The sequence below is a fragment of the Micromonospora fluostatini genome, assembly GCF_050410825.1.
In the GTDB taxonomy this organism is placed as follows: domain Bacteria; phylum Actinomycetota; class Actinomycetes; order Mycobacteriales; family Micromonosporaceae; genus Micromonospora; species Micromonospora rosaria.
Genome location: NZ_CP191251.1, coordinates 3,989,731 through 4,015,120, shown reverse-complemented (window position 1 = coordinate 4,015,120; position 25,390 = coordinate 3,989,731). Strand labels below are relative to the sequence as shown.

Here is a 25,390-nt window from a genome sequence, read left to right as displayed (position 1 = left end):
TCAGGCGGGCAAGCGGGTCAGGCGGGGACCGGCGTCGGGCCGTCCGGGCGCGGGGCGCGCTCGTCCGGGGCGGACCCGACGGGGTCCAGCAGGTCACGCCGGCCGGCGGCGTCGTACGCGGTGCGGTCGAGGATGCCCTCGCGGGCGGCGACCACGGTCGGCACCAGCGCCTGACCGGCCACGTTGGTGGCGGTGCGGATCATGTCGACGATCGGGTCGATGGCCAGCAGCAGGCCGGCCCCGGCCAGCGGCAGGCCCAGCGTGCTCAGGGTCAGCGTGAGCATCACGATGGCGCCGGTCAGCCCGGCGGTGGCCGCCGAGCCGACCACCGAGACGAACGCGATGAGCAGGTAGTCCAGCGGGTTCAGGGTCACCCCGAAGACCTGCGCCACGAAGATCGCCGCGAGGGCGGGGTAGACCGCCGCGCAGCCGTCCATCTTGGTGGTCGCGCCGAACGGCACGGCGAAGGAGGCGTACTCGCGGGGCACGCCGAGGCGTTCGACGGAGCGCTGGGTCACCGGCATGGTGCCGACCGAGGAGCGGGAGACGAAGCCGAGCTGGATGGCCGGCCAGGCGCCGGCGAAGAAGCGCAGCGGGTTGAGCCGGCCGGCGGCGAGCAGCACCACCGGGTAGACCACGAAGAGCACGATCGCGCAGCCGACGTAGACGGCGGTGGTGAAGGTGGCCAGCGGGGCCAGCAGGTCCCAGCCGTACGCGGCGACGGCGTGGCCGATCAGGCCGAGGGTGCCGAGCGGGGCGAGCCGGATCACCCACCACAGCGCCTTCTGCACGATCTCCAGCAGCGCGCGGTTGAGCCGGACGAACGGCTCGGCGGCCTCACCCACCAGCAGCGCGGCGGCACCGACCACCACGGCGAGGAAGACGATCTGGAGGACGTTGCCCTCGACGAAGGCCCCGACCGGGTTGGTCGGCACGATGCCGGTGAGGAAGTCGGTCCACGAGCCGCTGGTCTTCGGCGCGGTGGCGGCGGCGGTGTCCAGGGTGACCCCGCGGCCGGGGTTGGTGAGCAGGCCCAGCCCGATGCCGACGCTCACCGCGACCAGCGCGGTGACGCCGAACCAGAGCAGGGTCTTGCCGGCCAGCCGGGCGGCGTTGGCGACGCCCCGGAGACTGACCAGGCTGACCACGATGGCGGTGAAGACCAGCGGCGGGACGGCCAGCTTGAGCAGTTGGACGAAGAGCGAGCCGACCGTGTCGAGGGTGCTGGCCAGCCAGCTCAGCTCGGCGGCGCGGGCGAGGAAACCGAGGCCGACGCCGAGGGCGAGGCCGAGGAGGATCTGGACGGAGAACGGGATTCGGCGCAGGGCGGTAGCCATGAGCGGTCCAAGGGGTCTGGTCGGGGCGGGGCAGCGTCAGGAGAGCGGCTGCGCCGGACAGATGCCGCTGGCCTGCCGTCGGAGATCGACGTACAGGCGCACGGTGAGGTGCCAGACGTTCTTCATCGTTGGCTGACGATACGCCCTGCTCACCCGGGCCAGCAAGGACCGGTCCGGGTGAGGCGCCTTACAGGCGGGTGCCGGCCCGCAGGGCCCGGTTCAGCGTCGGGTGTCGATGCGGGTCGACGCCCTGGCGGTGGCCGTGACGAGCACCCAGCCCGCGGCGAGCGCGAGCACGATCCGCTCCAGGACGCCGACCAGTGCGCCCCGGCCCACGGTCAGCATGGCCAGCGCCACCGCGCCGGCCAGCGGGAGCGCCAGCACGAACGCGCCCGCCGCCAGCCGCCGCCACCGGCGTGGGGTCCGGGGCGCGACGGCCAGCGCGGCCATGGCGAACACCACACAGGCAGTCGCCGCGATGCTCGCCCCGCCGTGCACCAGATCCGCCACGGTGGTCCGTTCGAACGGCGGCAACGGACAGCCCTCGCTGCACGTCACCGCCCCCGACAGCACCGTGCAGAGGCTGCCGGCGGCGAGCAGCCCGGCCGCCGGCCGCAGCGTGTCGGGCAGCGCGACGGCGAGCAGCAGCAGCGCGGCGGCCAGGGCGAACACCCCGGTCAGGTACAGCGGGGCGTACCCGCTGCCGGCGATGCCGGCCTCGCTGACGTACCCGGTCAGGCCCGGACCGGGACCGGCGACCACGGCGACGGTGACCGCGACCACCCCGAGCACGGTGCAGGCCGCGGCGGTCGCGGCGGCGAGCCGGGCCGCCACCTGCCGGGACGCCCGGGCCCGGGGGGCGGTCGGCACCATGCCGTCAACCTATCCGGTGCCGGCGCGGATATCCTGATCACCCGGCGGGCCCCGCGACCCGGTCGACCCGCCCGCCCCACCCCTTCCCACCCCCGAAGGACTCACCATGAGCGTGGCCTACCTGGTGGCCGGTGTCCGCACCCCGATCGGCCGTTACGGCGGCGCCCTCGCCGGGGTGCGCCCCGACGACCTGGCCGCGCACGTGATCCGCGAGCTGGTCGCCCGGCACCCGACGGTGGACTGGTCGCGGGTCGACGACGTGATCCTCGGCTGCGCCAACCAGGCGGGTGAGGACAACCGCAACGTGGCCCGGATGGCGGCGCTGCTCGGCGGCCTGCCCGAGCAGGTGCCCGGCACGACGGTCAACCGGCTCTGCGGTTCGGGCCTGGACGCGCTCGCCACCGCCGCCCGGCAGGTCGTCGCCGGCGAGGCGGAGCTGGTCGTCGCCGGTGGGGTGGAGAGCATGAGCCGGGCCCCGTTCGTGCTGCCCAAGGCCACCTCGGCGTACTCCCGCTCCGCCGAGGTGTACGACACCACGATCGGCTGGCGGCTGGTCAACCCGCTGATGGCGGCCGGCTGGGGGACCGACTCGATGCCGGAGACGGCGGAGAACGTCGCCGCCGAGTACGGCGTCGGCCGCGCCGAGCAGGACGCGTTCGCGTACCGGTCGCAGCAGCGGGCGGCGACGGCGCAGGCCGACGGCCGGTTCGCCGGGGAGATCGTGCCGGTGACCGTGTCGGCGGGACGGCGGGAGACCCGGCTGGTGGAGGTCGACGAGCACCCCCGGGAGACGTCGCTGGAGAAGCTCGCCGCGCTGCCCACGCCGTTCCGGGAGGGCGGCACGGTCACCGCCGGCAACTCCTCCGGGGTCAACGACGGCGCGGTGGCCCTGCTGGTGGCGGGGGAGGACGCGGTGGCCCGGTACGGGCTCACCCCGCTGGCCCGGGTCGCCGGCGCGGCGGCGGCGGGGGTGCCGCCCCGGACCATGGGGGTGGGCCCGGTGCCGGCCACCCGCAAGCTGCTGGACCGGCTCGGGGTCGGGCTCGCCGACGTCGACGTGATCGAGCTGAACGAGGCGTTCGCCGCCCAGGCGGTGGCGGTGCTGCGCGAGCTGGGTTTGCCGGTGGACGCCGAGCACGTCAACCCGAACGGCGGGGCCATCGCGCTGGGTCATCCGCTCGGGGCCAGCGGGGCCCGGCTGGCGTTGACCGCCGCGCGGGAATTGCGCCGCCGGGGCGGGCGGCGGGCCCTCGCCACCATGTGCGTCGGGGTGGGGCAGGGCATCTCGCTGCTGCTGGAGTCGGCGGACTGACCGGCCACCGCCGGCCTTCCACATCTCGCTAAGCCGTTGGTCAGCGGCTTAGAGTGTTGCACACCACACCGGCTGCGGTCGGCCGGTGGCCGGCGCCCGGGTGGTGCCGGTGGACGGGGCGCGGCGACGAACTGGGGGCGGATCAATGCAGCAGCCGGACGGGCTGACAGCCGGGATCGACCTGAGCCGGCCGAGCGCGGCGCGGGTGTACGACTACTTCCTGGGCGGGGCGCACAACTTCGAGGTCGACCGGCAGCTCGCCGAGCAGATCGCGGCCATGACGCCGCACCTGCCGGCCACCATGCGCGCGGGTCGGGAGTTCCTGCGCCGGGCGGTCCGGGTGCTGCTCGACGCCGGCATCGACCAGTTCCTCGATATCGGCTCCGGGATTCCCACCGTGGGCAACGTGCACGAGGTCGCCCAGGAGGCCGACCCGAAGGCCCGGATCGTCTACGTCGACATCGACCCGGTGGCGGTCTCGCACAGCCGGGACCTGCTCGCCGGCAACGACCTCACCGGCGTGCTCCACGCCGACCTGCGCGAACCGGCGCGGATCCTCGCCGGGGCGCGCGAGTCGGGGCTGATCGACTTCGGCCGGCCGGTGGGCATCCTCCTCGCCGGGGTGGTGCACTTCGTGCCGGACACCGACCGGCCGGGCGACCTCCTGGCCACCCTGCGGGCCGCCGCCGCCCCCGGCAGCCACCTGGTGCTCTCCCACTCCACCTTCGAGGACCAGCCGCCGGAGATGCTGGACGCGCAGCGGCTCTCCGCACGGACCGCCACCGAGATCACCCTGCGCTCCCGGGCCGAGATCACCGGCTTCTTCGGCGACTGGACGCTGCTGGAGCCGGGGCTGGTCCACCTGCCACTGTGGCGGCCCGACTCGCCCTCCGACGTGGACCCGCACCCGGAGCGGTTCGGCGCGTTCGGCGGCGTCGCCCGGCACGACCAGACCGCCGGCTGAGCACCGATGGCCGCCGTGCCGGCCACCGGCGGGGAGCACGTCAGCCCGGTGGGGGCCCAGGAGTACGCCGCCCGCTGGGCCCGCGCCGCCCGCCGGCTCGGCTTCGTGCCGTTGAGCGCGGCGGAGACCGAACGGCTGCTGCTCGGGCACACGGTCCGGCTGGCCGGGGCCCTGGTCGCCGCCGACTTCTCCGCCGAGCCGGCCGAGGAGGTGGGGCAGGCACTGGTGGCGGCGCACCTGACCGAGCCGGGCACCCTCGACTGGTCGGTGCACGCCCTGGGCGACCGGTTCTGCGCCCAGGTGGTACCCGACCGGGCCGGCCTGCCCGAGACGGCGGACCGGATCGCGGCGTTGCAGGGCGCGCTCGCGGCGGGCTTCGCGCGGGCCCTGCGCAACCGGACCCTCAGCCAGCAGGAGCGGATCGCGCGCTCCGCCTGGCAGGCCCGGGACCAGGTGGAACGGGCCCTGCGCGACAGTGAGGCCCGGTTCCGGGCGGTCTTCGTCGGCGCGGCCATCGGGATCGGCATCGCCGACGTCCACGGGCAGATCGTCGACGTCAACCAGGCGTTCGCGGACATGCTCGGCTACACCATCGAGGAGTTGCGGCAGATCAACGTCGCCGAGCTGACCCACCCCGACGACGCCGCCGGAATGTGGGAGCTGTACCAGGAGCTGATCGAGGGCCACCGGGACACCGCCCGGGTCGAGAAGCGCTACTTCCGCAAGGACGGCAGCGCGGTCTGGACCGACCTGGCGGTCTCGCTGATCCGGCACGACGACGGGCGGCCCCGGTTCACCGTGGCGATGATCGAGGACATCACCGAGCGGTACGAGCTGCAACAACGGCTGCGCTTCCAGGCGCTGCACGACCCGCTCACCGGGCTGCCGAACCGGTCGCTCTTCTTCGAACGGCTCGGCGAACTGTTCCACACCGCCGGGCCCGACCGGCGGGTCGGCGTCTGCTTCCTGGACCTGGACGGCTTCAAGGCGGTCAACGACAGCCTCGGGCACGACCACGGCGACCGGCTGCTGGTGGTGATCGCCCAGCGGCTCGCCGAGTGCGTGGACGGGCTGGGGCACCTGGTGGCCCGGATGGGCGGCGACGAGTTCGTCATCCTGGTCGACGGCGGGGCCGGGCTGGACGACGTGGTGGCCGTCGCCGAGAAGGCGCTGGCCGCGGTGGCCGCCCCGGCCGAGGTCGGCGACCAGCAGCTCAGCGTCTCGGCCAGCGTCGGCATCGTGGACTGCCCGGTCGGCGAGACCACCGCCTCGGAGCTGATGAAGGCCGCCGACACCACGCTCTACTGGGCCAAGGGGGAGGGGCGGGGCCGGTGGGCGGTGTACGACCCGGAACGCAGCGCCCGGGACCTGGCCCGGTCGGCGCTCACCGCCGGCCTGCCGGCGGCCCTGAACCGGGGCGAGTTCGTGGTCCACTACCAGCCGATCGTGTCGCTGCTCGACGGTGCCATGATCGCCGTCGAGGCGCTGGTCCGGTGGGCCCACCCGGAGCGGGGCCTGATCGGGCCGGACCGGTTCATCGGGCTGGCCGAGGAGACCGGCCTGATCGTCCGGCTCGGCGAGTGGGTGCTCGGGCAGGCCTGCCGGGACGCCGAGGGCTGGCGGCGGGAGTTCCCCTCGGCCCGGCTGGTGGTCAGCGTCAACCTGGCCGCCCGCCAGGCCGACGACCCGGCGATCGTGGACACCGTGGCGGAGGTGCTGGAGCGTACCGGCCTCCCCGCCGACCTGCTGCAACTGGAGCTGACCGAGAGCGCGGTGATGGGCAGCGCCGGTGAACCGCTGCACTCGCTGCACCGGCTCGCCGCGCTGGGCGTCCGGCTGGCCATCGACGACTTCGGCACCGGATACTCCAACCTGGCGTACCTGCGGCGGCTGCCGATCCAGGTGCTGAAGCTCGCCGGGCCGTTCGTCGAGGGCATCCGCGCCGACGACCCGGCGACCGGGCACCGGGACGAGCGGATCGTGGACGCCCTGGTCCGGCTGGCGCACGCGCTGGAGTTGGGGGTCACCGCCGAGGCGGTGGAGACCCCGGAGCAGGTGGAACGGCTGCGGGCGTTGCGCTGCGACACCGGGCAGGGCCGCTGGTTCGGCGCGCCGGTGCCGGCCGAGGAGATCACCGCCCGGTTGCGGCGGGAGGGGACGAGATGAGTCTGACCGACACCCACGCGGTGGTCACGGTGGTCGCCGCGCTGGCCATCGTGGCCGGGATGGCCGGCGTGGTGGTGCCCGGCCTGCCCGCACTGCCGCTGTGCTGGGGCGGGGTACTGGTCTGGGCGATCTTCGGCGGTGGCGACGGGGCGGGGCGGTGGCTGGTGCTCGCCGGTGCCACCGTGCTCGCCGTCGGCGGCACCGTGGTCAAGTTCCTCTGGCCCGGACGGAACCTCAAACGCACCGGCGTACCGACCTCGTCGCTGGTCGCCGGGGCGGTGCTCGGCATCGTCGGGTTCTTCGTCATCCCGGTGGTGGGGCTGGTGATCGGCTTCGTCGGCGGGGTGTTCGCGGCGGAACGTCTCCGCCTGGGCGACTCCCGCCTGGCCTGGCCGGCCACCCGGCACGCGGTCGCCGCCGCCGGCCTGGCCATGCTCATCGAGTTCCTCGCCGGCCTGCTGATCGGCGTCCTCTGGGTCTTCGGCCTGCTCACCACCTGACCTCCGCCGCTGATCCGGCGGGTCGGGTGGTGGGCGGCGCGGGGTGGGTCGGGCACGGCGGAGCCGTACCGGTGAGAGAGAGGTGACGTGTCCCCGCGCCGCCGCGTCGGGCGGTCCGAGCGCCCGCCGGCCCGGTGGTCGGGCCTGGTCACAGCTTCAAGGATGCGCCGGACCGGGCGACGGGGCAACGGGATTAGCCGACGGCGGGATCGGATCACCGGGGCGTACGTGGACCCCGCTGTAGCCGGCCCGGCCGGGTGACCGCCCGGCCGACGGGTGACCAGCGTCGAACCGGCGGAATGCGTTACGTTGCTGTTCCGTCGGGGTACATGGCCCGACACGGCCGGCGCAGCGTCGTGTCGTACGCGGAAATCGGCCGGAGCGGGGAGGGTGCATGGGCTCGGCCCAGGGGGGCGAGGACGGGCAGGGCCGGTCCGCTGGTGGTCTGCCGCCGCTGCTGGCCGCCGCCTTCGCCAACGGTGGCGAGATGGGCCGCCGGCTGGGCGCGCACGACTGGGCCGGGAACGCGATCGGCCCACCGGCGCAGTGGCCCTCGGCGCTGTGCCACTCGGTCAGCATGCTGCTCACCTCCCGGGCCCAGATCGTCATGTTCTGGGGCGACGAGTACCTCGCCTTCTACAACGACGCCTACCTGCCCACCATCGGCGACAAGCACCCGGCGGCGATCGGCCAGCCGGCCGGGCGGTTCTGGGCCGAGACCTGGGACGTGCTCGGGCCGCTGCTGGACCGGGTCCGCCGCACCGGGGACGCGTACCAGGCCCGGGACCACCCCTTCCGGCTCGACCGGCACGGGTTCCTGGAGGACGTCTACTTCGACATCTCCTACGACCCGGTCCGGGACGCCGACGGCACGGTGGCCGGCGTGTTCTGCATCGTCAACGAGACCACCGGCCGGGTGGTCGGCGAGCGCCGGCTCCGGGCGCTGGCCGAGCTCGCCACCGTGCTCTCCGGGGTGACCGCCGGCGCCGACCTGGGCCGGACGGCCGCCGACGTTCTCGACCGCAACCGCGCGGACGTCCCGTTCGGGCTGCTCTACCTGGCTGACGAGGCCGGTGGGGTGGCGCTGGCGGGAGCCAGCGGCGTCGACCCGGCCGACGGCGCCCGGGCCTGCCCCGCCGAGCTGCTCCGGGCCACCGGGGCGACGGTCGCGGTGGCCGACCTGTTCGACGTGCCACCCGCCGACGCCGCCGAGCAGGCGGTGGTGCTGCCGGTCACGGCCGCCAGCGACCTGGTCGGCGCGCTGGTGGTGGGGGTCTCCCGGCGGCTGCCGTTCAGCGACGAGTACCGCACCTTCCTCGACCTGGTGGCCACGCAGATCTCCGGGGCGGTCGGCCGGCAGCGGGCGTACGAGCACGAGCGGGCGCGCGCGGCGGAACTGGCCGCGCTGGACCAGGCCAAGACCAACTTCTTCGCCAACGTCAGCCACGAGTTCCGGACCCCACTGACCCTGGTGCTCGGCCCGCTGGAGGAGATGCTCGCCGACACCGGTATCGCCGCCGGGCACACCGAGCGCCTCGCCGTGATGCACCGCAACGCGCTGCGCCTGCTGAAACTGGTCAACACGGTGCTCGACTTCTCCCGGCTGGAGTCGGGCCGGCTGACCGCCCGCTACCAGCCGACCGACCTGGCGGACTACACCGCCCGGCTGGTCAGCACCTTCCGTTCGGCGGCCGAGCGGGCCGGGCTGCGGCTGGTGGTGGACTGTCCGCCGTTGCCGGCGCCGGTCCACGTCGACCGGGACCTGTGGGAGAAGATCGTCCTCAACCTGGTGTCGAACGCGGTGAAGTTCACCTTCGAGGGGGAGATCCGGGTCCGGGTCCGGGCGGTGGAGGGCGCCGCCCGGCTGGAGGTCGCCGACACCGGCGTCGGGATCGCGCCGGAGGAGCTGCCGCACGTCTTCGAACGGTTCCACCGGGTCGCCGGGGCGCGGGCGCGCAGCCACGAGGGCACCGGCATCGGCCTGGCCCTGGTCAGGGAACTGGTCGAGATGCACGGTGGCGCGGTGGCCGCGCGCAGCCGGGTCGACGAGGGCACCACGGTCACCGTCACCGTCCCGTTCGGGACCGGGCACCTGCCCGCCGACCGGCTGGTGGCGTCCGCCGAGCCGTTCGCCGTCGAGTCCGACCAGGTCCGTTTCTGGACCGCCGAGACGACGCTCTGGGCCGACACCGCCGACCTGGTGCCCGCCACCGGCGCTGGTCCCGGCCCGCCCGGCGCGGGCTCCGGTGCGCCGGGCGGTCGGATCCTGCTCGTCGACGACAACCCGGACCTGCGCCGGCACGTCACCCGGCTGCTCCGCCCCTCGTGGGAGGTGGTCGCCGTGGCCGACGGGGTGGAAGCGCTCGCCCAGGCCGTCGACAGCCCGTTCGACCTGGTGCTGACCGACGTGATGATGCCGAGGCTGGACGGGTTCGGGCTGGTCACCGCCCTGCGCGCGGATCCGCGTACCCGGCACGTGCCGATCGTGCTGCTCTCCGCGCGGGCCGGCTCGGCCGAGGCGGTCGCCGGGCTGTCGGTCGGTGCGGACGACTACCTGACCAAACCCTTCTCCGGGCAGGAGCTGATCGCCCGGGTGCGGGCGAACGTCGAGCTGGGACAGCTACGCGGGCAGATCATCCGCCGGCTCCGGGCGCTGGCCGACGCCGCGGTCGCGGTCAACACCGCCCGCACCACCGCCGAGGTGCTCCAGGTCGCCGCCGGGCACGGGCTCGCCTTCGCCGAGGCCGCCCGGGTGGTGGTCACCGCCGGTGAGGCCCGGTACGAGGCGGACGGTGGTGGCTCGGCCGCCGAGCCGCCCACCGTGCTCCCGCTCACCGGCACCACCGGGGAGGAGCTGGGCGAGCTGCGGGTCTGGCACCGGGACGTCGACCGCACCGACACCGACCAGGCGGCGCTGTCCGAGCTGGCCCGCCTCGTCGGGGTCCGGCTCGAAAACGCCCAGTTGTACGAGGCGGAGCACCGGATCGCCACGACGTTGCAGCACAGCCTGCTGCCCCGTTCGCTGCCGCAGTTGCCCGGTGCCGTGGTCGCCAGCCGCTACCTGCCCGGCACCGCCGACGTGGAGGTCGGCGGCGACTGGTACGACGTGGTCGGGGTGGACGACGACGAACTCGTCCTGGTCATCGGCGACGTCGTCGGCAAGGGCGTCGGGGCCGCCGCCGCGATGGGGCAGCTCCGCAACGCGCTGCGGGCGTACATCCTGGAGGGTTTCGATCCCGGTGCCGCGCTGACCCGGCTGAACCGTCTGGTCGGCTCCGCCGAGCGCCGGTCCTTCGCCACCGTGGTCTGTCTCTGGTTCTCCCCCCGCACCGGCCGGCTGCGGTACGCCAGCGCCGGGCATCCGTCCCCGCTGCTGATCCGAGGAGACGCCGTGGTGTTCCTGCACGACCGGGCCCTCGGTCCGCCCGTCGGCGCCATCCCGGACACCCGGTACCGGACCGTCGAGGGGGAGCTGCCCCCGGGCAGCCGGTTGCTGCTCTACACCGACGGGCTGATCGAGGACCGGCACGTGGGCATCGACGTCGCGCTGGACCAGCTCCGGGCCGACGCGGCCAGCGGCGGCGAGCACGTCGCCGACCTGGTCGAAACGGTGGTGGGCCGGGTCCGGACCCGGCGGCGGCGCGACGACGTGGCGGTGCTCGCCCTGGAGGCCACCGAACTCGACCGGTTCACGTTGCGGCTGCCCGCCGACCCCACCCGGCTGAGCGTGCTGCGCAAGCGGCTGGAGGGTTTCCTCGTCGCGCACTCCGTCGGCGAGACCGACCTGTTCGACCTGACGGTGGCCGTCTCCGAGGCCGCCGCGAACGCCATCGAGCACCCGGTGGCGCCCCGGGAGCCGACGATCAGCGTCGAGGTGACCATCGCCGACCGGACGGTGGTGGCGACGGTCCGCGACACCGGGCAGTGGCGGGAGTCCACCGGGTCCGGCTTCCGGGGGCGGGGGCTGTCGCTGATCAGGGCGCTCGGCGACCTGACGGTCCGGCGGACCGAGGCGGGCACCGAGCTGGTCCTGCGCCGGCGCCTCCAGTCCTGACCGCCGGCCGGCTCAGGTGGGGCCCAGCCACTCCTGGTCGCCGAGGCCGGCGATCTCCAGCACCCGGCTGACCTGCCGGGAGGGGAGGACGGTGAGCGCGCCGGGGAACCGCTGGCCGAGGCGGACCACCGCGTGGATGGCCGCCGAGTCGAAGAAGGTCACCGCGCGCAGGTCGAGGGTGATCCGTTCGGCGGGTTCGCGCAGGGCGGTCTGCACCATCGTGTCGGCGGTGGCCATGTCGACCTCACCGGTCACCGTGACACGGAGGTGGCCGTCGTCGCTCTCGGCGGTGGCAGCGAAGACGGGTGCTGATCCCCCTTGATCCACGGCACCACGATGGCACAGCCGGATGGGCGGGGCAACAACCCTGCCACCGCCCGGCCGTGCCGGGGGTCACTCCGGGTGACGGCGATAGGCTTGCGGGTATGACCGCCCGTGCGCCGCTGACCCCAGGCACGCTCTCCCCGTGGCGAGCGGTGCCCGCCCACATCACCCGCCCGGAGTACGTGGGCAAGAAGCGCCCCCGGGAGTGGCGCGGCTCGCACGTGCAGACCCCGGAGACGGTCGAGCGGATGCGGGTCGCCAGCCGGCTCGCCGCCCAGGCCACCCAGTTGGCCGGGGAGCACTGCAAGCCGGGGGTCACCACCGACGAGATCGACCGGGTGGTGCACGAGTTCCTCTGCGACCACGGCGCCTACCCGTCGACGCTGGGCTACAAGGGCTTCCCGAAGTCCTGCTGCACCAGCCTCAACGAGGTGATCTGCCACGGCATCCCGGACTCCACGGTGATCCAGGACGGCGACATCGTCAACGTCGACGTCACCGCGTACATCGGCGGGGTGCACGGCGACACCAACGCCACCTTCTGCGTCGGCGAGGTGGGCGAGGAGGTACGGCTGCTGGTCGAGCGGACGCACGAGGCGATGATGCGGGGCGTCCGGGCGGTCGCCCCGGGCCGGCAGATCAACGTCATCGGCCGGGTCATCGAGTCGTACGCCAAGCGGTTCGGCTACGGGGTGGTCCGCGACTTCACCGGCCACGGCATCGGCGAGTCCTTCCACAGTGGGCTCTACGTGCCGCACTACGACAGCCCCCGGCCCACCGACGTGATGGAGCCGGGGATGACCTTCACCATCGAGCCGATGATCACCCTCGGCACCTACCAGTACGACCTGTGGGACGACGGCTGGACCGTGGTCACCAAGGACCGCCGGTGGACCGCGCAGTTCGAGCACACGATCGTGGTCACCGAGGACGGCCACGAGATCCTGACCCTGCCGTGAGCGAAACCCCCGCGGCGCTGCGCGAGGCGCACCACGCCGACGTCTCCGGCGGCTGGCTGCGGCCGGCCGTGTTCGGCGCGATGGACGGTCTGGTCACCAACATCGCCCTGATCGCCGGGGTGGGCGGGGGCGGGGTCTCCGCGCGCACCATCGTGCTCACCGGCACCGCCGGCCTGGTCGCCGGGGCGATCTCGATGGGCCTGGGGGAGTACACCAGCGTCCGGTCCGCCAACGAGCAGGTCGCCGCCGAGGTCGCCAAGGAACGCCGGGAACTGGAACGGCACCCGGAGGCGGAGGCCCGCGAACTGGCCGACGCGTGGGTCGCCCGGGGCCTGCCCCGGGACCTGGCCACGCAGGTCGCCGAGGCGGTCCGGCGCAACCCGGAGGAGGCGCTGCGGGTGCACGTCCGGGAGGAGTTGGGCGTCGACCCGGACGACCGGCCCAGCCCCTGGGCGGCGGCGGTCTCGTCGTTCCTGTTCTTCTCCGTCGGGGCGCTGGTGCCGCTGGTGACCTACCTGCTCGGCGTCGACAACCTCTGGCTGGCGCTGGGCGTCGGCGGGGTCGGGCTCTTCGCCGCCGGGGCGATCGTCGCCCGGTTCACCAACCGCTCCTGGCTGCTCAGCGGCGTGCGGCAACTGCTGCTCGGCGCGGCGGCAGCCGCCGCCACCTACCTGATCGGCGCCCTCATCGGCGTGCAGGGCGGCCTGTAAGGAAGGGCCCCCTGTTAACGCCTACGGTAGAGAAGGGTTCCCCTCTCACCACCGGACGGGCTCAGGCGTCGAGCAGGTCCTCGACGGTGCCGTCGACGGGGCGGCCCCGGGCGGCCAACTCGTCGGCCTGCCGGGCCAGCACCGCCCCCACCTCGGTCATGTCCGCCCCGGCCAGGCCGGTCCGCCGGACCGCGTCGCCCGGGTCACGGAAGTAGGTCCGGGTCAGCAGCCCGGTCACCGTGGCCGCCACCAGCCGGGCCTCGCCGAGCATCAGCAGCGCCTGGTCGGTCTCGTACCACTCGGCCAGCCGGGCGGCGCGGGCGTGCGCGGCGCAGCCCCGGTACCACGCCTGACGGGCGGCGGTGGTGAACTCGGCCGGCCGGGACCGGGCCAACTGGGCGAGGTGCGCGTCGCGCAGGGTCGGCAGCCACCCCGACGGGTCGTACAGCGGCCGGGTGGTGACGTACCGGTCGGCGGTCAACGGCCAGAGCGCGGTCACCGTCCGGGCCTGGCGGAGGTAGTCGTCGGCGCCGGTGACGGTCAGGTCGACCAGCACCCCGTCCACCCGGCGGGTGGCGGGCAACGGCCCACCACCGGACCGGTACGTGGCGACCAGCAGTCCCACCTCGCCGTCCCCGCCGCCGTCGTCGTCGCCGTGCGCCAGCGGCCCGTGCACGGCCACGGCGAGCACCTCGGCCGGGAACCGTCGGCGGATCGCCTCGGTGGCCCGCTCCGCCACCAGCCAGCGCGGATCGTCCCAGCGGGGCTCGCCCGGGCCGCCGCCGGCCGCCGGCACGCCGGTGACCGCCGCGGCCGGGTCCTGTCCTGTACCCACGTCGCGCACCACCCCACTCCGGGCCGTCCGACGGCGCCGCCCCGACCCTGCGCCGGGGCCGCCCGTCGTCGGTACCGCTGGCCGCCGACCGACCCCGGCCGCCGCCACCGTCCGAGGTCGCGGTCCGGCCTCACCGTCCGGTGTCGCTGTCCGACTCACCGTCCGGTGGTCGTGGTGCGGCGTCGCCGTCGGTACCAGGTCCACCCTAGTCAGCCGGTGGCGGGCCGCCCCGGTCGCCGCGCCCGGTCGGTGCCAACCGGAAGATCCAGATTTCCCGTCCACCGGCCCGGCGCACGTACGTCCGGTACGCCGGCCACTCGGCGACCAGCAGGTCCCACAGCCGCTCCCGTTCGGTGCCGGTGGCCAGGTCGGCGCGGACCGGGAACCGGCGGCCCCCGAGCGTGACCTCGGCCAGCGGCTGCGCGCGGAGGTTCAACGCCCACGCCGGCTGGTGCTGCTGCCCCCAGTTGGAGCCGATGACCACGTACGCGTCGCCGTCCGGCACGTACAGCAGGGGGTTGCTCCGGGGTTGCCCGGACCGGCGGCCGGTGGTGGTGATGACCAGGGACGGCAGCAGGCCGAGCGCCACCACCCGGCCACGGGTGAGCCGCCCGATCGCGCGGTCGAGGGGGACGAGCAGCCGGACGACGGCACCGAACCAGCGGTGGTGGCCGATCCGACGGGTGACGGTACCCAGCACGGACATCGGCACAGTCTGCCGGCTCGACGCCATCGACGACAATCCGCGTGTCGCCGCGCCCGCCCGGCCCGGCACCTGCCCGACCCGAGCGTCGGGCCGACCGGACGGTGGGGCCGGAAGGCTCAGTCCAGGCGGCGTTCGACCGCCAGCCGGGAGCGGGTGAACAGGGCCGCGCCGAGCATCGCCACCAGCGGCACCGCCACCAGGACGCCCAGGGTCGCCCAGGGCACCAGCAGCGGGTACCCGGGCTCGATCGGCCAGGCGGTGGCGTACCGCCGGTTCATCGCGATCAGGATGATCGCGGCCGTGCCCAGCCCGGCGACGACGCCGAGCACCGTGCCCACCCCGGAGATCACCCCGGCCTGGCAGAGCGAGAGCAGCCGGCGTACCCGGGGACTGGCCCCGACCGCCGCGAGGGTGGACAGGTCAGCGCGGCTCTCCGCCGCGGCGAGCCCGGTCGCCACCCCGGCGGCGCCGATGGTGATCACCCCGGCGGCGGCGGCCAGCAGGAGCAGCATCGACTGGTTGCCGGACCGGCCGGGGTCGGAGACCTCGACGTGCACCAGCCGGTCGGTGTTGAGCGCGGCGGTGAAGCGGTCCCGGTCCCGCTGCGTCCGCTCGGGGTCGGCGGTGACGACCGAGCCGGAGCGGACCGCGACCAACCCGAGCTGCCGGGCCGCCGCCGGGGAGAGCAGCACCAGTTCCCGGACGTCGACGCCGGGCAGCACGTACCCGGGGACGGCGGCGGTCCGGCCGACGCCCCGGTCCTCGGGGACGACCCGGACGGTCAGCCGGCCGTCGTGCAGGTACCGGGGGTCGTTGACCACCGCCCCGCCGGCCCGCAGCACCGCCGTCGCGGCGGCGGCCTCGGCCGGCCCCGCGTCGGTGAGCGCGGTCAGGGCGGTGCCGTCGTCGATCACCGTCAGGTAGGTGGAGCCGTGGTACCGCCAGGCCGGGCCCTGGCAGCGCGGGTCGGCGCGGGCCCGGCGCTGCGCCGCCGCGCCGAGGTCGTCGCTGGGCTGGTACGGGCACACCCGCTCGGGCGGCAGCACCGCCGTGACGGTGCAGAACACCGGAGCCGACGGCCCCGGGCAGAACGCCTCGGTCAGCGGGACCACCCGGTCGGTGCCCAGGTGGGTGCGGGCCGCCCGGGACACCTGAGCCGGGTCGAGCCGGGGGCCCCGGTCGGCCGGGGCGCCGAGGTCGTTGTGGTAGACCACGACCCGGCCGGGCGGCAGGGTCTGCGGGTACATCGTGGTGGCCCGGGCCTCGTCGCTGGCCAGGAAGCTGCCGAGGGCGACGCTGCCGGCCACCGCCGCCAGCACCGCCGAGACCGCCGGCGCGGCCGAGGAGCGGTTGCGGCTGGCGTCGCGGACCGCGATCCGGGGGGCGAGCGGCAGGGCCCGCCCGGCCCGGGCGATCGCCCCCAGCAGCGTCGGGGTGCAGCAGACCAGGCCGAGCTCACCGAGGACCAGACCCACCAGGAGCACGGTGGGGACGCTGCGGGCCGCACCCGTCGCCGCGATCGCGGTGCCGCCGACGACGAGCAGCACCCCGACCACCAGCCACCGGCGGCGGTGCGGCGGCGTGGTCCGTCGCCCGGCCAGGCCGGCGACCACGTCCTGCCGGGCGGCGGTCCAGGCCGGCGCGAGGGCGGCGAGCACCCCGGCGGTGACCGCCACCCCGGCGATCACCGCCAGCGCCCCCGGCCAGATCCGGTAGCCGCCCATCCGTTGCTGGAAGAGGTACTGCTCGACCAGGGGCCGGCCGGCCAGCGCGGCGGCGACCCCGAGGACCATCCCGGTCACCGCGCCCGCGCACCCCAGCACCACCCCGTCGGCGAGCACGATCCGGCGGAGGTGCCGGGGGTCGCCCCCGGCGACCGCGACCAGGGCGAGGTCCCGGCGGCGGCGACGTACCCCGACCGCGAACGCGGGCCCGACCAGCAGCACCACCTCCAGCAGGCCGAGCCCGGCCACCAGGATCACGTTGCCGGTCTCCTCGGCGCTCAGCGGCGACGACAGGCCCGGGGCCGGGGTGGTGAGGCGTGCGGCGCCGGGCACCGGATCCCGGGCGGTGATCGTGACGCCGTGCCGGTTGAGCCGGTCGACCAGGTCCGCGTCGGGTGGCGCCGGCAGGTCGACCAGCCAGGTGACCTGCGGGCCGGCGGTGGGGCCCGGCGGGACCGCCGACGGGTGCAGGGCGAAGACCACCCCCAGGTCGTCGGCGAACTCCACCGTCCCCACCACGGTGAACGTCCGGCCGCCGCCGGTGATCCGGTCGCCGTGGCCCACGCCCAGCCGGCGCTGGGCGGCCCGGCTGGCCGCGACCTCGTCCGCGGCGGCCGGGGCGCGCCCGGACAGCAGCCGGCCCGGTCCCCGGGCGAGCGGGTCGGCGAGGTCCAGCGCCCGCGCCCCGAACGTCTCGACGCGGTCGCCGGTGTCGACGGTGAGCGCCGTCCACCAGTGCACCGGACTGACCCGGCTGCCGGCCGGTAGCAGGTCGGTGACCTCCGCCAGGGTGCCGGGCCGGTTCCGGCCGACCGCCTCGCCCGCCCGGGGCCGCCAGTCCGTGCCCCACGGGTTCTGGTGCAGGGCGGTGTCGCTGGCGAACGTCAGCTCGGCGTCGGCGGCACCGAGGCGCCGGTCGATCTGCTCGGCCCGGGTCAGCTCGCCCATGTCGACGCTGACCGCGGCGAAGCTCAACGCCAGCACCGGCAGGGCGATCATCGTGAGGACCAGCGCGGTACGGCCCCGGGCCCGCAGCGCCTCCCGGCGGGCGATGCGCAGCGCGGCCCGCCACGACCCGACCGTGCCGGTGAGCCGCCCGTACCGGTTGCCCGGCCGGCGGCGCCCGGCCGTGCCGGACCGGGTCACCGGCCGCTGCCGCTGAGCAGGTGCTCGACGCCGGCCAGGGGAGCGGTGGAGTCGACCATGGTCCCGTCGCGCAGGAAGACCACCCGGTCGGCCCAGCCGGCGTGCCGGGCCTCGTGGGTCACCAGCACCCCGGCGGCGCCCGCGTCGACCCGGCGGCGCAGCAGGTGCAGCACCGCCTCGCCGGTCTGCGAGTCCAGCGCGCCGGTGGGCTCGTCGGCGAGGACGAGCCGGCGGTCGCCGACCAGCGCGCGGGCGATCGCCACCCGCTGCTGCTGGCCGCCGGACATCTGGTCGGGGAACCGGTCGCCCAGCTCCGCCAGCCCCACCTCGGCCAACGCGGCACCGGCGAGCCGGCGGGCCTGCCGGACCCCGGTGCCGTCCAGCTCCAGCGGCAGCGCGACGTTCTCGGCGGCGGTGAGGCTGCCGAGCAGGTTCAGGTTCTGGAAGATGTAGCCGATCCGGCGGCGGCGGACCTGGGCCAGCCGGCGGCGGTCGAGCAGGTGCAGGGCGTGGCCCTCGACGCGGACCTCGCCGGTGGTGGGGCTGTCCAGCCCACCGGCCAGCGCCAGCAGGGTCGACTTCCCCGAGCCCGAGGGGCCCATCACGGCGACCAGCTCGCCGGCGTGGACGGTCAGGCTCACCCCGCGCAGGGCCCGGACGGCCGCCTCGCCGCTGCCGTGGGTCCGGTACACGTCCCGCAGGTCGAGCACCGGGTCGCCGGCCCGGCCACCGACCGGGGTGCCGCCCGGTGGTGCCGTCGTCGGGCTCACCGCCGTGCCCCCTCCCCGGACCGGTCCGCCGGGTCCGGGCGGTGGTCGGCGTCGGCCTGTCCCGGCGGGCCGGGCGCGGAACGCTCGGTCGGCCGGTACCGGACCAGGCTGGTCTCGCAGTGGTCCAACCAGCGGATCTCCGCCTCGGCCTGGAACACCATCGCGTCCAGCACCAGCCGCCAGGGCAGGTCCTCCGGCCGGTCGCTGGCGTACTTCAACCGGGTCAACTCCTGCAGGGTGCGCATGGTCGCGGTGCGCTGGGTCTGCACCACCGAGCGGACGTCGATCCCGGGCGTGGTGAGCGCCAACGCCAACTTGATCGACAGTTCGTCGCGGGGCCGGTCGGCGCGGCTGACCGGGGTGGCGAACCACAGCGCCAGGTCGGCCCGGCCGGCCTCGGTGATCTCGTACGGCCGCTGCCCGGCCTCGCTCTCCGGCATCGGGCGGACCAGTCCGTCCCGCTCCAGCCGGGACAGGGTGGTGTAGACCTGCCCGATGTTGAGCGGCCAGGTCGAGCCGGTCGACTCCTCGAACGCGGCCCGGAGCTGGTATCCGTACATCTGGCCGCGTTCGAGCAGGGCGAGCAGCCCGTGACGGATCGACATGGGAACGGAGTATGCATACCTGGTATGGCGCCCGCAACCGGTGGCCTGCCCGGCGCGCTCAGCCCGGCCGGCCGGGAAAGGCGACGGTGAGCGGGGTCACCCCGGCCGCCCGCCGCCACCGGGTGGCCCGCAGCGCGCAGTCGGTCAGCGCCGCCAGCGCCCGGTTCCGGTCGGCCCCGTTCGTCACCGGCAGGGCGGCCCGCCAGAACGCGCCGGTGCGCTCCTCCACCTCGATCGCCAGCCGCAGCGCGCTGGCCCGATCGGTCACCGGGAACGGCAGGGCGTACCCGGCCCGGTCGGCGGGGACCGTGCCGCCCCCCGTACTGAGCTGGACGACCAGGGCGTCCCGCCGGGCCCGGTGGGCGTCCTCGGCGGCGCGCGCGGAGCGCCGGCCCGCGTCGGTGAGCTGCACCCCGATCGGCCCGTACGCGTAGATCGCGGCGTACTCGGCGGTGAGCGCCGCGGCGAGGGCCGCGTCGGCGCTGACGGGGGTCGGCTGGCGGGTCGTCCTCAGGTACGCGGCTGCGCGGGTCACTTGAGCGCCTCCACGTGGGTCGCGCGGGCGGCGGCGACGGAGCCGAGCAGGGCGGCCCGCTCGGCCGGGGCCTGCGCGCACGCCGCCGCCGCGTCCTGGCGGCCCTGCTGCTCGGCCGCGCGCAGGGCGGCGAGCACGGCCGTGCGGTCGCCGGCCGGGGCGCTGCCGGCCGGGGTGGGCGACGGCGACGCCGCGCCGATCACCCGGCCCAGTTCGGTGGCGTGCGCCTGGTGCGCCTCGGCGATCGGGCCGAGCCGGTCGGCCAGGGTGGGGTCGGCGGCCACCGCGGCGCGGTGCCGGGCGGCCAGGTCGAGCGCCCCGGCGAGCAGCGGGGCCAGCGGGTCGGCCGCCGGGTCCGGCGCGTCCTCCCGGTCGAGCAGGTCGCAGCCGGTCAGTGGCACGGTGGCGCCGCCGAGCGCGAGTAGCGCTCCGGTGCGAAGCACCGTTCGTCGGCTTTGTCCGGTCGACCCGCCCCGTCGTGTGGTCCTGCCCGTCGTCACCGGACAAGTCAACACCATCCGGTGCGGTGGGTGGGTGACCGGCGTCGGTGCGCCGCTCGGCCCGTCGCCCGGTGCGCGCGTTACGCTCTGCGCAGCCACCGGTGCGCGGTACCGCCCGGTGGCGTGCCGGCATGGCGGCCGACCGGGGTCGCCGACCTTCGGAAAGGGTGCGCCAGATGACGCAGCGTGGCCGTGCCACCAGACCGACGGGCAGGCCCCGTGGTGGCGAGGCTCCCCGGGGCGGGGACGCCACGACCCGCCGTAACCGGTTGCGAACCGTGATCGAGCCGGTGGTCGCCGGGGCCGGCTACGACCTGGAGGACCTCTCCGTCTCGCGGGCCGGCCGCCGGCACGTGGTGCGGGTGATCGTGGACGCCGACGGGGGCATCAACCTCGACGCGGTCGCGGAGGTCTCCCGGGCGGTCTCCGCCGCGCTGGACGACGCCGAGGCCGCCGGGGGCGACATCGTCGCCGGGGAGTACCAGTTGGAGGTCAGCTCCCCCGGCGTGGACCGGCCGCTCACCCTGCCCCGGCACTGGCGGCGCAACGTCGGCCGGCTGGTCAAGGTCACCGTCCGGTCGGTGGCGGCGGTCCCCGGGCAGCGCGCCGAGCAGCCCGCCGGTGACCGGCAGGTCACCGGCCGGGTGGTCGAGGCCGACGACGAGCGGGTGGTGCTGGAGACCGACGCCGGCCGGGCGGAGTACGGCCACGCCGAGTTGGGCCCGGGGCGGGTGCAGGTGGAGTTCAGCCGCCTCGACGAGATCCACGAAACAGACGAAATCGACGACGACGAAGACGATGTGGAGGACGAGGAGAGGTGAACATCGACCTCGCGGCGCTGCGGGCACTGGAGCGCGAGCGGGAGATCCCGTTCGACACGATCCTCGCGGCGATCGAGACCGCGTTGCTGACCGCGTACCGGCACACCGAGGGCGCCGAGTCGCACGCCCGGGTGGAGATCGACCGCAAGAACGGCGCCGCCCTGGTGTACGCCCAGGAGCTCGACTCCGACGGCACGGTGGTGCGGGAGTGGGACGACACCCCGCACGACTTCGGCCGGATCGCCGCCATGACCGCCAAGCAGGTGATCCTCCAACGGCTGCGGGAGGCCACCGACGAGGTGCACTTCGGCGAGTACGTGGGCCGCGACGGCGACCTGGTCACCGGCGTGGTGCAGGCGCACGAGGCGCGGGCCGAGAAGGGCATCGTCAGCGTCGACCTGGGCAAGCTGGAGGGCGTCCTGCCGCAGTCCGAGCAGGTGCCCGGCGAGCGGTACGTGCACGGCGAGCGGATCCGCTGCGTGGTGGTGCACGTGGCCAAGGGGATGCGCGGCCCGCAGATCACCCTCTCCCGCTCGCACCCGGCGCTGGTGAAGAAGCTCTTCGCGCTGGAGGTGCCCGAGATCGCCGACGGTACGGTCGAGATCGGCGCGATCGCACGTGAGGCAGGTCACCGTACGAAGATCGCGGTGCGGTCCACGGTGCCGGGCGTCAACGCCAAGGGCGCCTGCATCGGCCCGATGGGGCAGCGGGTCCGCGCGGTGATGAGCGAGCTGCACGGCGAGAAGATCGACATCATCGACTGGTCGGACGATCCGGCCGCCTTCGTCGGTAACGCCCTGTCCCCGGCCAAGGCGCTCCGGGTCGAGGTGGTCGACCTGGCCAGCCGGGCGGCCCGGGTGACCGTGCCGGACTTCCAGCTCTCCCTGGCGATCGGGCGGGAGGGGCAGAACGCCCGACTTGCCGCCCGACTGACCGGTTGGCGGATCGACATCAAGTCGGACGCCGACCAGTCGGCCGGCGGTGGCCGGAGCGGGGCTGATCACGTCCGGGAGCCGGGCGGCGCGATCTCGGGCAGCTAGGGGTAGACTTCTTCCAGTGGTGGGACGCGCGCTGCCGGAGCGCACCTGTGTGGGTTGCCGGCGTCGTGCGCCGACCAGCGAACTACTGCGGATCGTCGCGGTGACCGACGAGGCTGGCCACAGCCTCCGGCCCGACCCGTTCCGCAGGATGCCGGGTCGGGGAGCGAACATGCACCCGGATCCGGCCTGCTTCGCGCTGGCGGTGCGGCGTCGCGCCTTCGGGCGGGCACTGCGCGTCACCGGGGTCGTCGATCACGGTGAGCTGGCGGAGCACGTTGACGCGTCAAACCACGACACCCGGTCAACCGGACCGGGTGAGGGTCGCAAGCAAGGTAGGACGACCGACATGGGCACACGATGAAGTCGCAGAAATGACCAGGCTTCAAGTGCACGAGTGAGGTCGCTGCGGGTGCTGCCCGCACGACCTCGGAGTGAGGAGTGCAGTGGCAGGTAAGGCCCGCGTACACGAGCTGGCAAAGGAGCTCGGGGTCGAAAGCAAGACCGTTCTCGCCAAGCTGAAGGAAATGGGCGAGTTCGTGAAGTCCGCGTCCAGCACCGTCGAGGCGCCCGTCGCCCGACGCCTGCGCAACGCGTTCGTTGCCGGTGCCGGCTCCCCGGCGCCGGCGGCGCCACCGGCGGCCGCTCCGGCCCCGACCCCGACACCCACCCCGTCCCCCGGGCTCCCCCGGGTCTCGGCGAAGCCGATGCCGCCCCGGCGGCCGGGTCCGCCGACCCCCGGCCCGAAGCCCAAGGGGCCCATCCCGGGCCCGCCGCCCTCGGCGGCCCCGGTCGCCAAGCCGGCGAGCGCACACGACATCGAGGTGGCGGCCGCCGAGGCGCGCGCCGCCGCGCTGAAGGCTGAGCAGGAGGCCGCGGTCAAGGCCGCCCAGGCCGCCCGCCAGCAGCAGCGGGACAACGTCCGGCGGGAGCCGCCGGCCGAGGGCGGTCCCCGCCCCGGTCCGCGTCCCGGTCCGGGCACCATGCCGCCCCGTCCGGGCTCCCCGGCCGCCAACCGGACCGGTGGCCCGACCCCGGGCCCCGGTGGGCGTCCGGGTGGCCGGCCCCCGGCGCGCGGCGCCGGCAACAACCCCTTCGGTATCCAGGGCGGTCAGCAGCAGCGTCCGCCGGCCGCCGGTGCCGGCGGTCCCCGGCCCAGCCCGGCCGGCATGCCGCCGCGGCCCAGCCCGGCGTCCATGCCGCCCCGGCCGAGCCCGGCCTCCATGCCGAGCCAGCGCCCCGGTCGCCCCGGCGGCCCCGGCGCCGGTCGTCCCGGCGGTGGCGCCGGTCGTCCCGGTGGGGGCGGCGGCGGTGGCGGTTACCGTGGCGGTCCCGGTGGGGGCGGCGGCGGTGGCGGCGGGTTCCGTGGCGGCCCCGGTGGTGGCGGCGGTGGCGGTGGCTACCGTGGCGGCCCCGGTGGGGGCGGCGGTGGCGCCGGTGCCGGCGGCGGGTTCCGGCCCGGTGCGCCGGCCGGTGGCGGCGGTCGTCCCGGTGGCGGCGGTCGCGGCCGTGGTGGCGGCACCGCGGGTGCCTTCGGGCGTCCCGGTGGTCGGCCGACCCGGGGTCGCAAGTCCAAGAAGCAGCGCAGACAGGAGTTCGACAACCTGTCGGCCCCGACCATGAGCTCGGGTGCCCCCCGGGGTCAGGGTCAGGTCGTCCGGCTCTCCCGTGGCGCCTCGCTGTCGGACTTCGCCGACAAGATCAACGCCAACCCGGGTTCGCTGGTCCAGGAGATGTTCAACCTGGGCGAGATGGTCACCGCGACCCAGTCCTGCTCCGACGACACCCTGCTGCTGCTGGGTGAGCACCTCGGTTTCGACGTGCAGATCGTCAGCCCGGAGGACGAGGACCGCGAGCTGCTCGCGCAGTTCAACATCGACCTGGACGCCGAGGTGGCCGAGGACCGCCTGGTCGACCGTCCGCCGGTCGTGACCGTCATGGGTCACGTCGACCACGGTAAGACCAAGCTGCTCGACGCCATCCGCAAGGCGAACGTGGTGGCCGGCGAGGCCGGCGGGATCACCCAGCACATCGGCGCGTACCAGGTCCACGTCCCGCACGAGGGCGAGGACCGGGCGATCACCTTCATCGACACCCCGGGTCACGAGGCGTTCACCGCCATGCGTGCCCGTGGTGCCCAGGTCACGGACATCGTGATCCTGGTGGTGGCCGCCGACGACGGCGTGATGCCGCAGACCATCGAGGCGCTCAACCACGCCAAGGCGGCGGACGTGCCGATCGTGGTCGCGGTCAACAAGGTCGACAAGCCGGAGGCGAACCCCGACAAGGTCCGCCAGCAGCTCACCGAGTACGGGCTGGTCGCCGAGGAGTACGGCGGCGACACCATGTTCGTCAACGTGGCCGCGAAGCCGGGCATCGGCATCGAGGACCTCCTCGAGGCCGTCATCCTGACCGCCGACGCGTCGCTGGAGCTGACCGCTCCGATCGACGGGCCGGCGCAGGGTGTGGCGATCGAGGCACACCTGGACAAGGGCCGGGGTGCCGTCGCCACGGTGCTGGTGCAGAAGGGCACCCTGCGGGCGGGCGACTCGATCGTCGCCGGTGGGGCGCACGGCCGGGTGCGGGCGATGCTCGACGAGAACGGCCAGCAGGTCTCCGAGGCCGGTCCGGCCCGTCCGGTCCTGGTGCTCGGTCTGACCACCGTGCCGGGGGCGGGTGACACCTTCCTGGCCGCCGAGGACGACCGCACCGTTCGGCAGATCGCCGAGCAGCGGCAGGCACGGCGGCGGGCGGCGTCCTTCGCCAACTCCCGTGGTCGGGCCACCCTGGAGACGCTCATGGAGCAGCTCAAGGAGGGCGAGAAGACCTCGCTCAACCTGGTGCTCAAGGGCGACGTCTCCGGTTCGGTCGAAGCCCTCGAGGACGCGCTGTTCAACCTGGACATCCCCGAGGAGGTCCAGCTCCGGATCATCCACCGGGGCGTCGGCGCGATCACCGAGAGCGACGTCATGCTGGCGAGCGCCTCGTCCGAGGCGGTCACGATCATCGGCTTCAACGTGCGGGCCGCCAACAAGGTCCGCGAGATCGCCGACCGCGAGGGCGTGGAGATCCGGTACTACACCGTCATCTACCAGGCCATCGAGGAGATCGAGGCAGCGCTCAAGGGCCTGCTCAAGCCGGAGTACGAGGAGGTCGAGCTGGGCAGCGCGGAGATCCGCGACGTGTTCCGCTCGTCCAAGGTCGGCAACATCTCCGGTTGCATCGTCCGGTCCGGGATCATCCGCCGCAACGCCAAGGCGCGGTTGCTGCGGGACGGGGCGGTCGTGGCGGACAACCTCACGATCAGCTCCCTCAAGCGGTTCAAGGACGACGCGACGGAGGTCCGCGAGGGCTTCGAGTGTGGTCTGACCCTGGGTGGTTACAACAACGTCCAGGTCGGCGACGTCATCGAGACCTTCGAGATGCGGGAGAAGCCGCGCGCCTGAGCGCACGGTGAGCACGACCGGTGACGGCCGGGGCCCGGACGGGTCCCGGCCGTCACCGTCCGCGCC

The 25,390-nt window shown here is 75.0% G+C and carries 20 protein-coding genes and 1 pseudogene; 11 read left to right on the top strand and 10 right to left on the bottom strand.

What is annotated here, in order from left to right:
• Nucleotides 1-17 precede the first annotated feature (17 nt).
• Both ACQUFX_RS17510 and ACQUFX_RS17505 read right to left on the bottom strand, forming a co-directional pair.
• A complete protein-coding gene (locus tag ACQUFX_RS17510; RefSeq protein WP_211272052.1) occupies nt 18-1,325 on the bottom strand; it encodes a dicarboxylate/amino acid:cation symporter in 1,308 nt (435 codons plus the stop codon).
• 231 nt (nt 1,326-1,556) lie between these two features.
• Complete coding sequence (locus ACQUFX_RS17505; protein ID WP_428961435.1) at nt 1,557-2,210, bottom strand: DUF998 domain-containing protein; 654 nt, start codon at nt 2,208-2,210, stop codon at nt 1,557-1,559.
• Between the two features lie 106 nt (nt 2,211-2,316).
• Between ACQUFX_RS17505 and pcaF the strand changes: the two genes are divergently transcribed.
• The 5 genes from pcaF (at nt 2,317) to ACQUFX_RS17480 (ending at nt 11,206) form a co-directional block, all read left to right on the top strand.
• On the top strand, nt 2,317-3,522 hold the full coding sequence (gene pcaF, locus ACQUFX_RS17500; RefSeq protein ID WP_428961434.1) for a 3-oxoadipyl-CoA thiolase: 1,206 nt from the start codon (nt 2,317-2,319) through the stop codon (nt 3,520-3,522).
• A gap of 145 nt (nt 3,523-3,667) precedes the next feature.
• Nucleotides 3,668-4,486: an SAM-dependent methyltransferase gene (locus tag ACQUFX_RS17495; protein WP_428961433.1), complete on the top strand. Its 819-nt coding sequence runs from the start codon at nt 3,668-3,670 to the stop codon at nt 4,484-4,486.
• Nucleotides 4,487-4,492: 6 nt separating this feature from the next.
• Nucleotides 4,493-6,652 carry a putative bifunctional diguanylate cyclase/phosphodiesterase gene (locus ACQUFX_RS17490; protein WP_428961432.1) on the top strand — a complete coding sequence of 720 codons (2,160 nt, stop codon included), beginning with the start codon at nt 4,493-4,495 and terminating at the stop codon, nt 6,650-6,652.
• A complete protein-coding gene (locus tag ACQUFX_RS17485; RefSeq protein ID WP_428961431.1) occupies nt 6,649-7,152 on the top strand; it encodes a DUF456 domain-containing protein in 504 nt (167 codons plus the stop codon). The genes ACQUFX_RS17490 and ACQUFX_RS17485 overlap by 4 nt, the downstream gene beginning before the upstream one ends.
• A 394-nt stretch (nt 7,153-7,546) precedes the next feature.
• A complete protein-coding gene (locus tag ACQUFX_RS17480; protein ID WP_428961430.1) occupies nt 7,547-11,206 on the top strand; it encodes a SpoIIE family protein phosphatase in 3,660 nt (1,219 codons plus the stop codon).
• 12 nt (nt 11,207-11,218) lie between these two features.
• Here ACQUFX_RS17480 and ACQUFX_RS17475 read toward each other — a convergent pair whose 3' ends face one another.
• Nucleotides 11,219-11,461, bottom strand: a complete 243-nt coding sequence (locus ACQUFX_RS17475) for an STAS domain-containing protein (protein ID WP_428961429.1) — start codon at nt 11,459-11,461, stop codon at nt 11,219-11,221.
• A 170-nt stretch (nt 11,462-11,631) separates the two neighbouring features.
• On the opposite strand from ACQUFX_RS17475, the gene map reads away from it, so the two are divergent.
• Both map and ACQUFX_RS17465 read left to right on the top strand, forming a co-directional pair.
• Nucleotides 11,632-12,489, top strand: coding sequence for a type I methionyl aminopeptidase (gene map / locus ACQUFX_RS17470; protein ID WP_067369538.1), 858 nt, complete (start codon nt 11,632-11,634; stop codon nt 12,487-12,489).
• Nucleotides 12,486-13,199: a VIT1/CCC1 transporter family protein gene (locus ACQUFX_RS17465; protein ID WP_428961428.1), complete on the top strand. Its 714-nt coding sequence runs from the start codon at nt 12,486-12,488 to the stop codon at nt 13,197-13,199. Before map ends, ACQUFX_RS17465 begins: the two co-directional genes overlap by 4 nt.
• A gap of 61 nt (nt 13,200-13,260) precedes the next feature.
• On the opposite strand, the gene ACQUFX_RS17460 is transcribed toward ACQUFX_RS17465, so the two are convergent.
• From ACQUFX_RS17460 to ACQUFX_RS17430, 7 genes are all read right to left on the bottom strand, one after another.
• Nucleotides 13,261-13,995 (bottom strand): nucleotidyltransferase domain-containing protein, encoded by a 735-nt coding sequence (locus tag ACQUFX_RS17460; RefSeq protein WP_428966989.1) that lies wholly within the window; start codon nt 13,993-13,995, stop codon nt 13,261-13,263.
• A gap of 244 nt (nt 13,996-14,239) precedes the next feature.
• Nucleotides 14,240-14,740 (bottom strand): nitroreductase/quinone reductase family protein, encoded by a 501-nt coding sequence (locus tag ACQUFX_RS17455; protein ID WP_428961427.1) that lies wholly within the window; start codon nt 14,738-14,740, stop codon nt 14,240-14,242.
• Between the two features lie 116 nt (nt 14,741-14,856).
• Complete coding sequence (locus ACQUFX_RS17450; RefSeq protein ID WP_428961426.1) at nt 14,857-17,610, bottom strand: FtsX-like permease family protein; 2,754 nt, start codon at nt 17,608-17,610, stop codon at nt 14,857-14,859.
• On the bottom strand, nt 17,607-18,380 hold the full coding sequence (locus ACQUFX_RS17445) for an ABC transporter ATP-binding protein (protein ID WP_428961425.1): 774 nt from the start codon (nt 18,378-18,380) through the stop codon (nt 17,607-17,609). The genes ACQUFX_RS17450 and ACQUFX_RS17445 overlap by 4 nt, the downstream gene beginning before the upstream one ends.
• Nucleotides 18,377-18,985: a PadR family transcriptional regulator gene (locus tag ACQUFX_RS17440; protein ID WP_428961424.1), complete on the bottom strand. Its 609-nt coding sequence runs from the start codon at nt 18,983-18,985 to the stop codon at nt 18,377-18,379. Before ACQUFX_RS17440 ends, ACQUFX_RS17445 begins: the two co-directional genes overlap by 4 nt.
• 58 nt (nt 18,986-19,043) lie before the next feature.
• Entirely contained in the window at nt 19,044-19,499 is a 456-nt protein-coding gene (locus ACQUFX_RS17435; protein WP_428966988.1) for a ferritin-like domain-containing protein, read from the bottom strand.
• 17 nt (nt 19,500-19,516) lie between these two features.
• Nucleotides 19,517-19,963 carry a hypothetical protein gene (locus tag ACQUFX_RS17430; protein ID WP_428961423.1) on the bottom strand — a complete coding sequence of 149 codons (447 nt, stop codon included), beginning with the start codon at nt 19,961-19,963 and terminating at the stop codon, nt 19,517-19,519.
• A gap of 233 nt (nt 19,964-20,196) precedes the next feature.
• Here ACQUFX_RS17430 and rimP point away from each other — a divergent pair, with 233 nt between their 5' ends.
• The 4 genes and pseudogenes from rimP (at nt 20,197) to infB (ending at nt 25,324) form a co-directional block, all read left to right on the top strand.
• Nucleotides 20,197-20,841 carry a ribosome maturation factor RimP gene (rimP, locus tag ACQUFX_RS17425; RefSeq protein WP_428961422.1) on the top strand — a complete coding sequence of 215 codons (645 nt, stop codon included), beginning with the start codon at nt 20,197-20,199 and terminating at the stop codon, nt 20,839-20,841.
• Nucleotides 20,838-21,881, top strand: coding sequence for a transcription termination factor NusA (gene nusA, locus ACQUFX_RS17420; protein ID WP_428961421.1), 1,044 nt, complete (start codon nt 20,838-20,840; stop codon nt 21,879-21,881). Before rimP ends, nusA begins: the two co-directional genes overlap by 4 nt.
• Nucleotides 21,882-21,897: 16 nt before the next feature.
• Nucleotides 21,898-22,279, top strand: a pseudogene (locus ACQUFX_RS17415) (YlxR family protein).
• Nucleotides 22,280-22,324: 45 nt separating this feature from the next.
• Complete coding sequence (infB, locus tag ACQUFX_RS17410) at nt 22,325-25,324, top strand: translation initiation factor IF-2 (RefSeq protein ID WP_428961420.1); 3,000 nt, start codon at nt 22,325-22,327, stop codon at nt 25,322-25,324.
• Nucleotides 25,325-25,390: the final 66 nt, after the last annotated feature.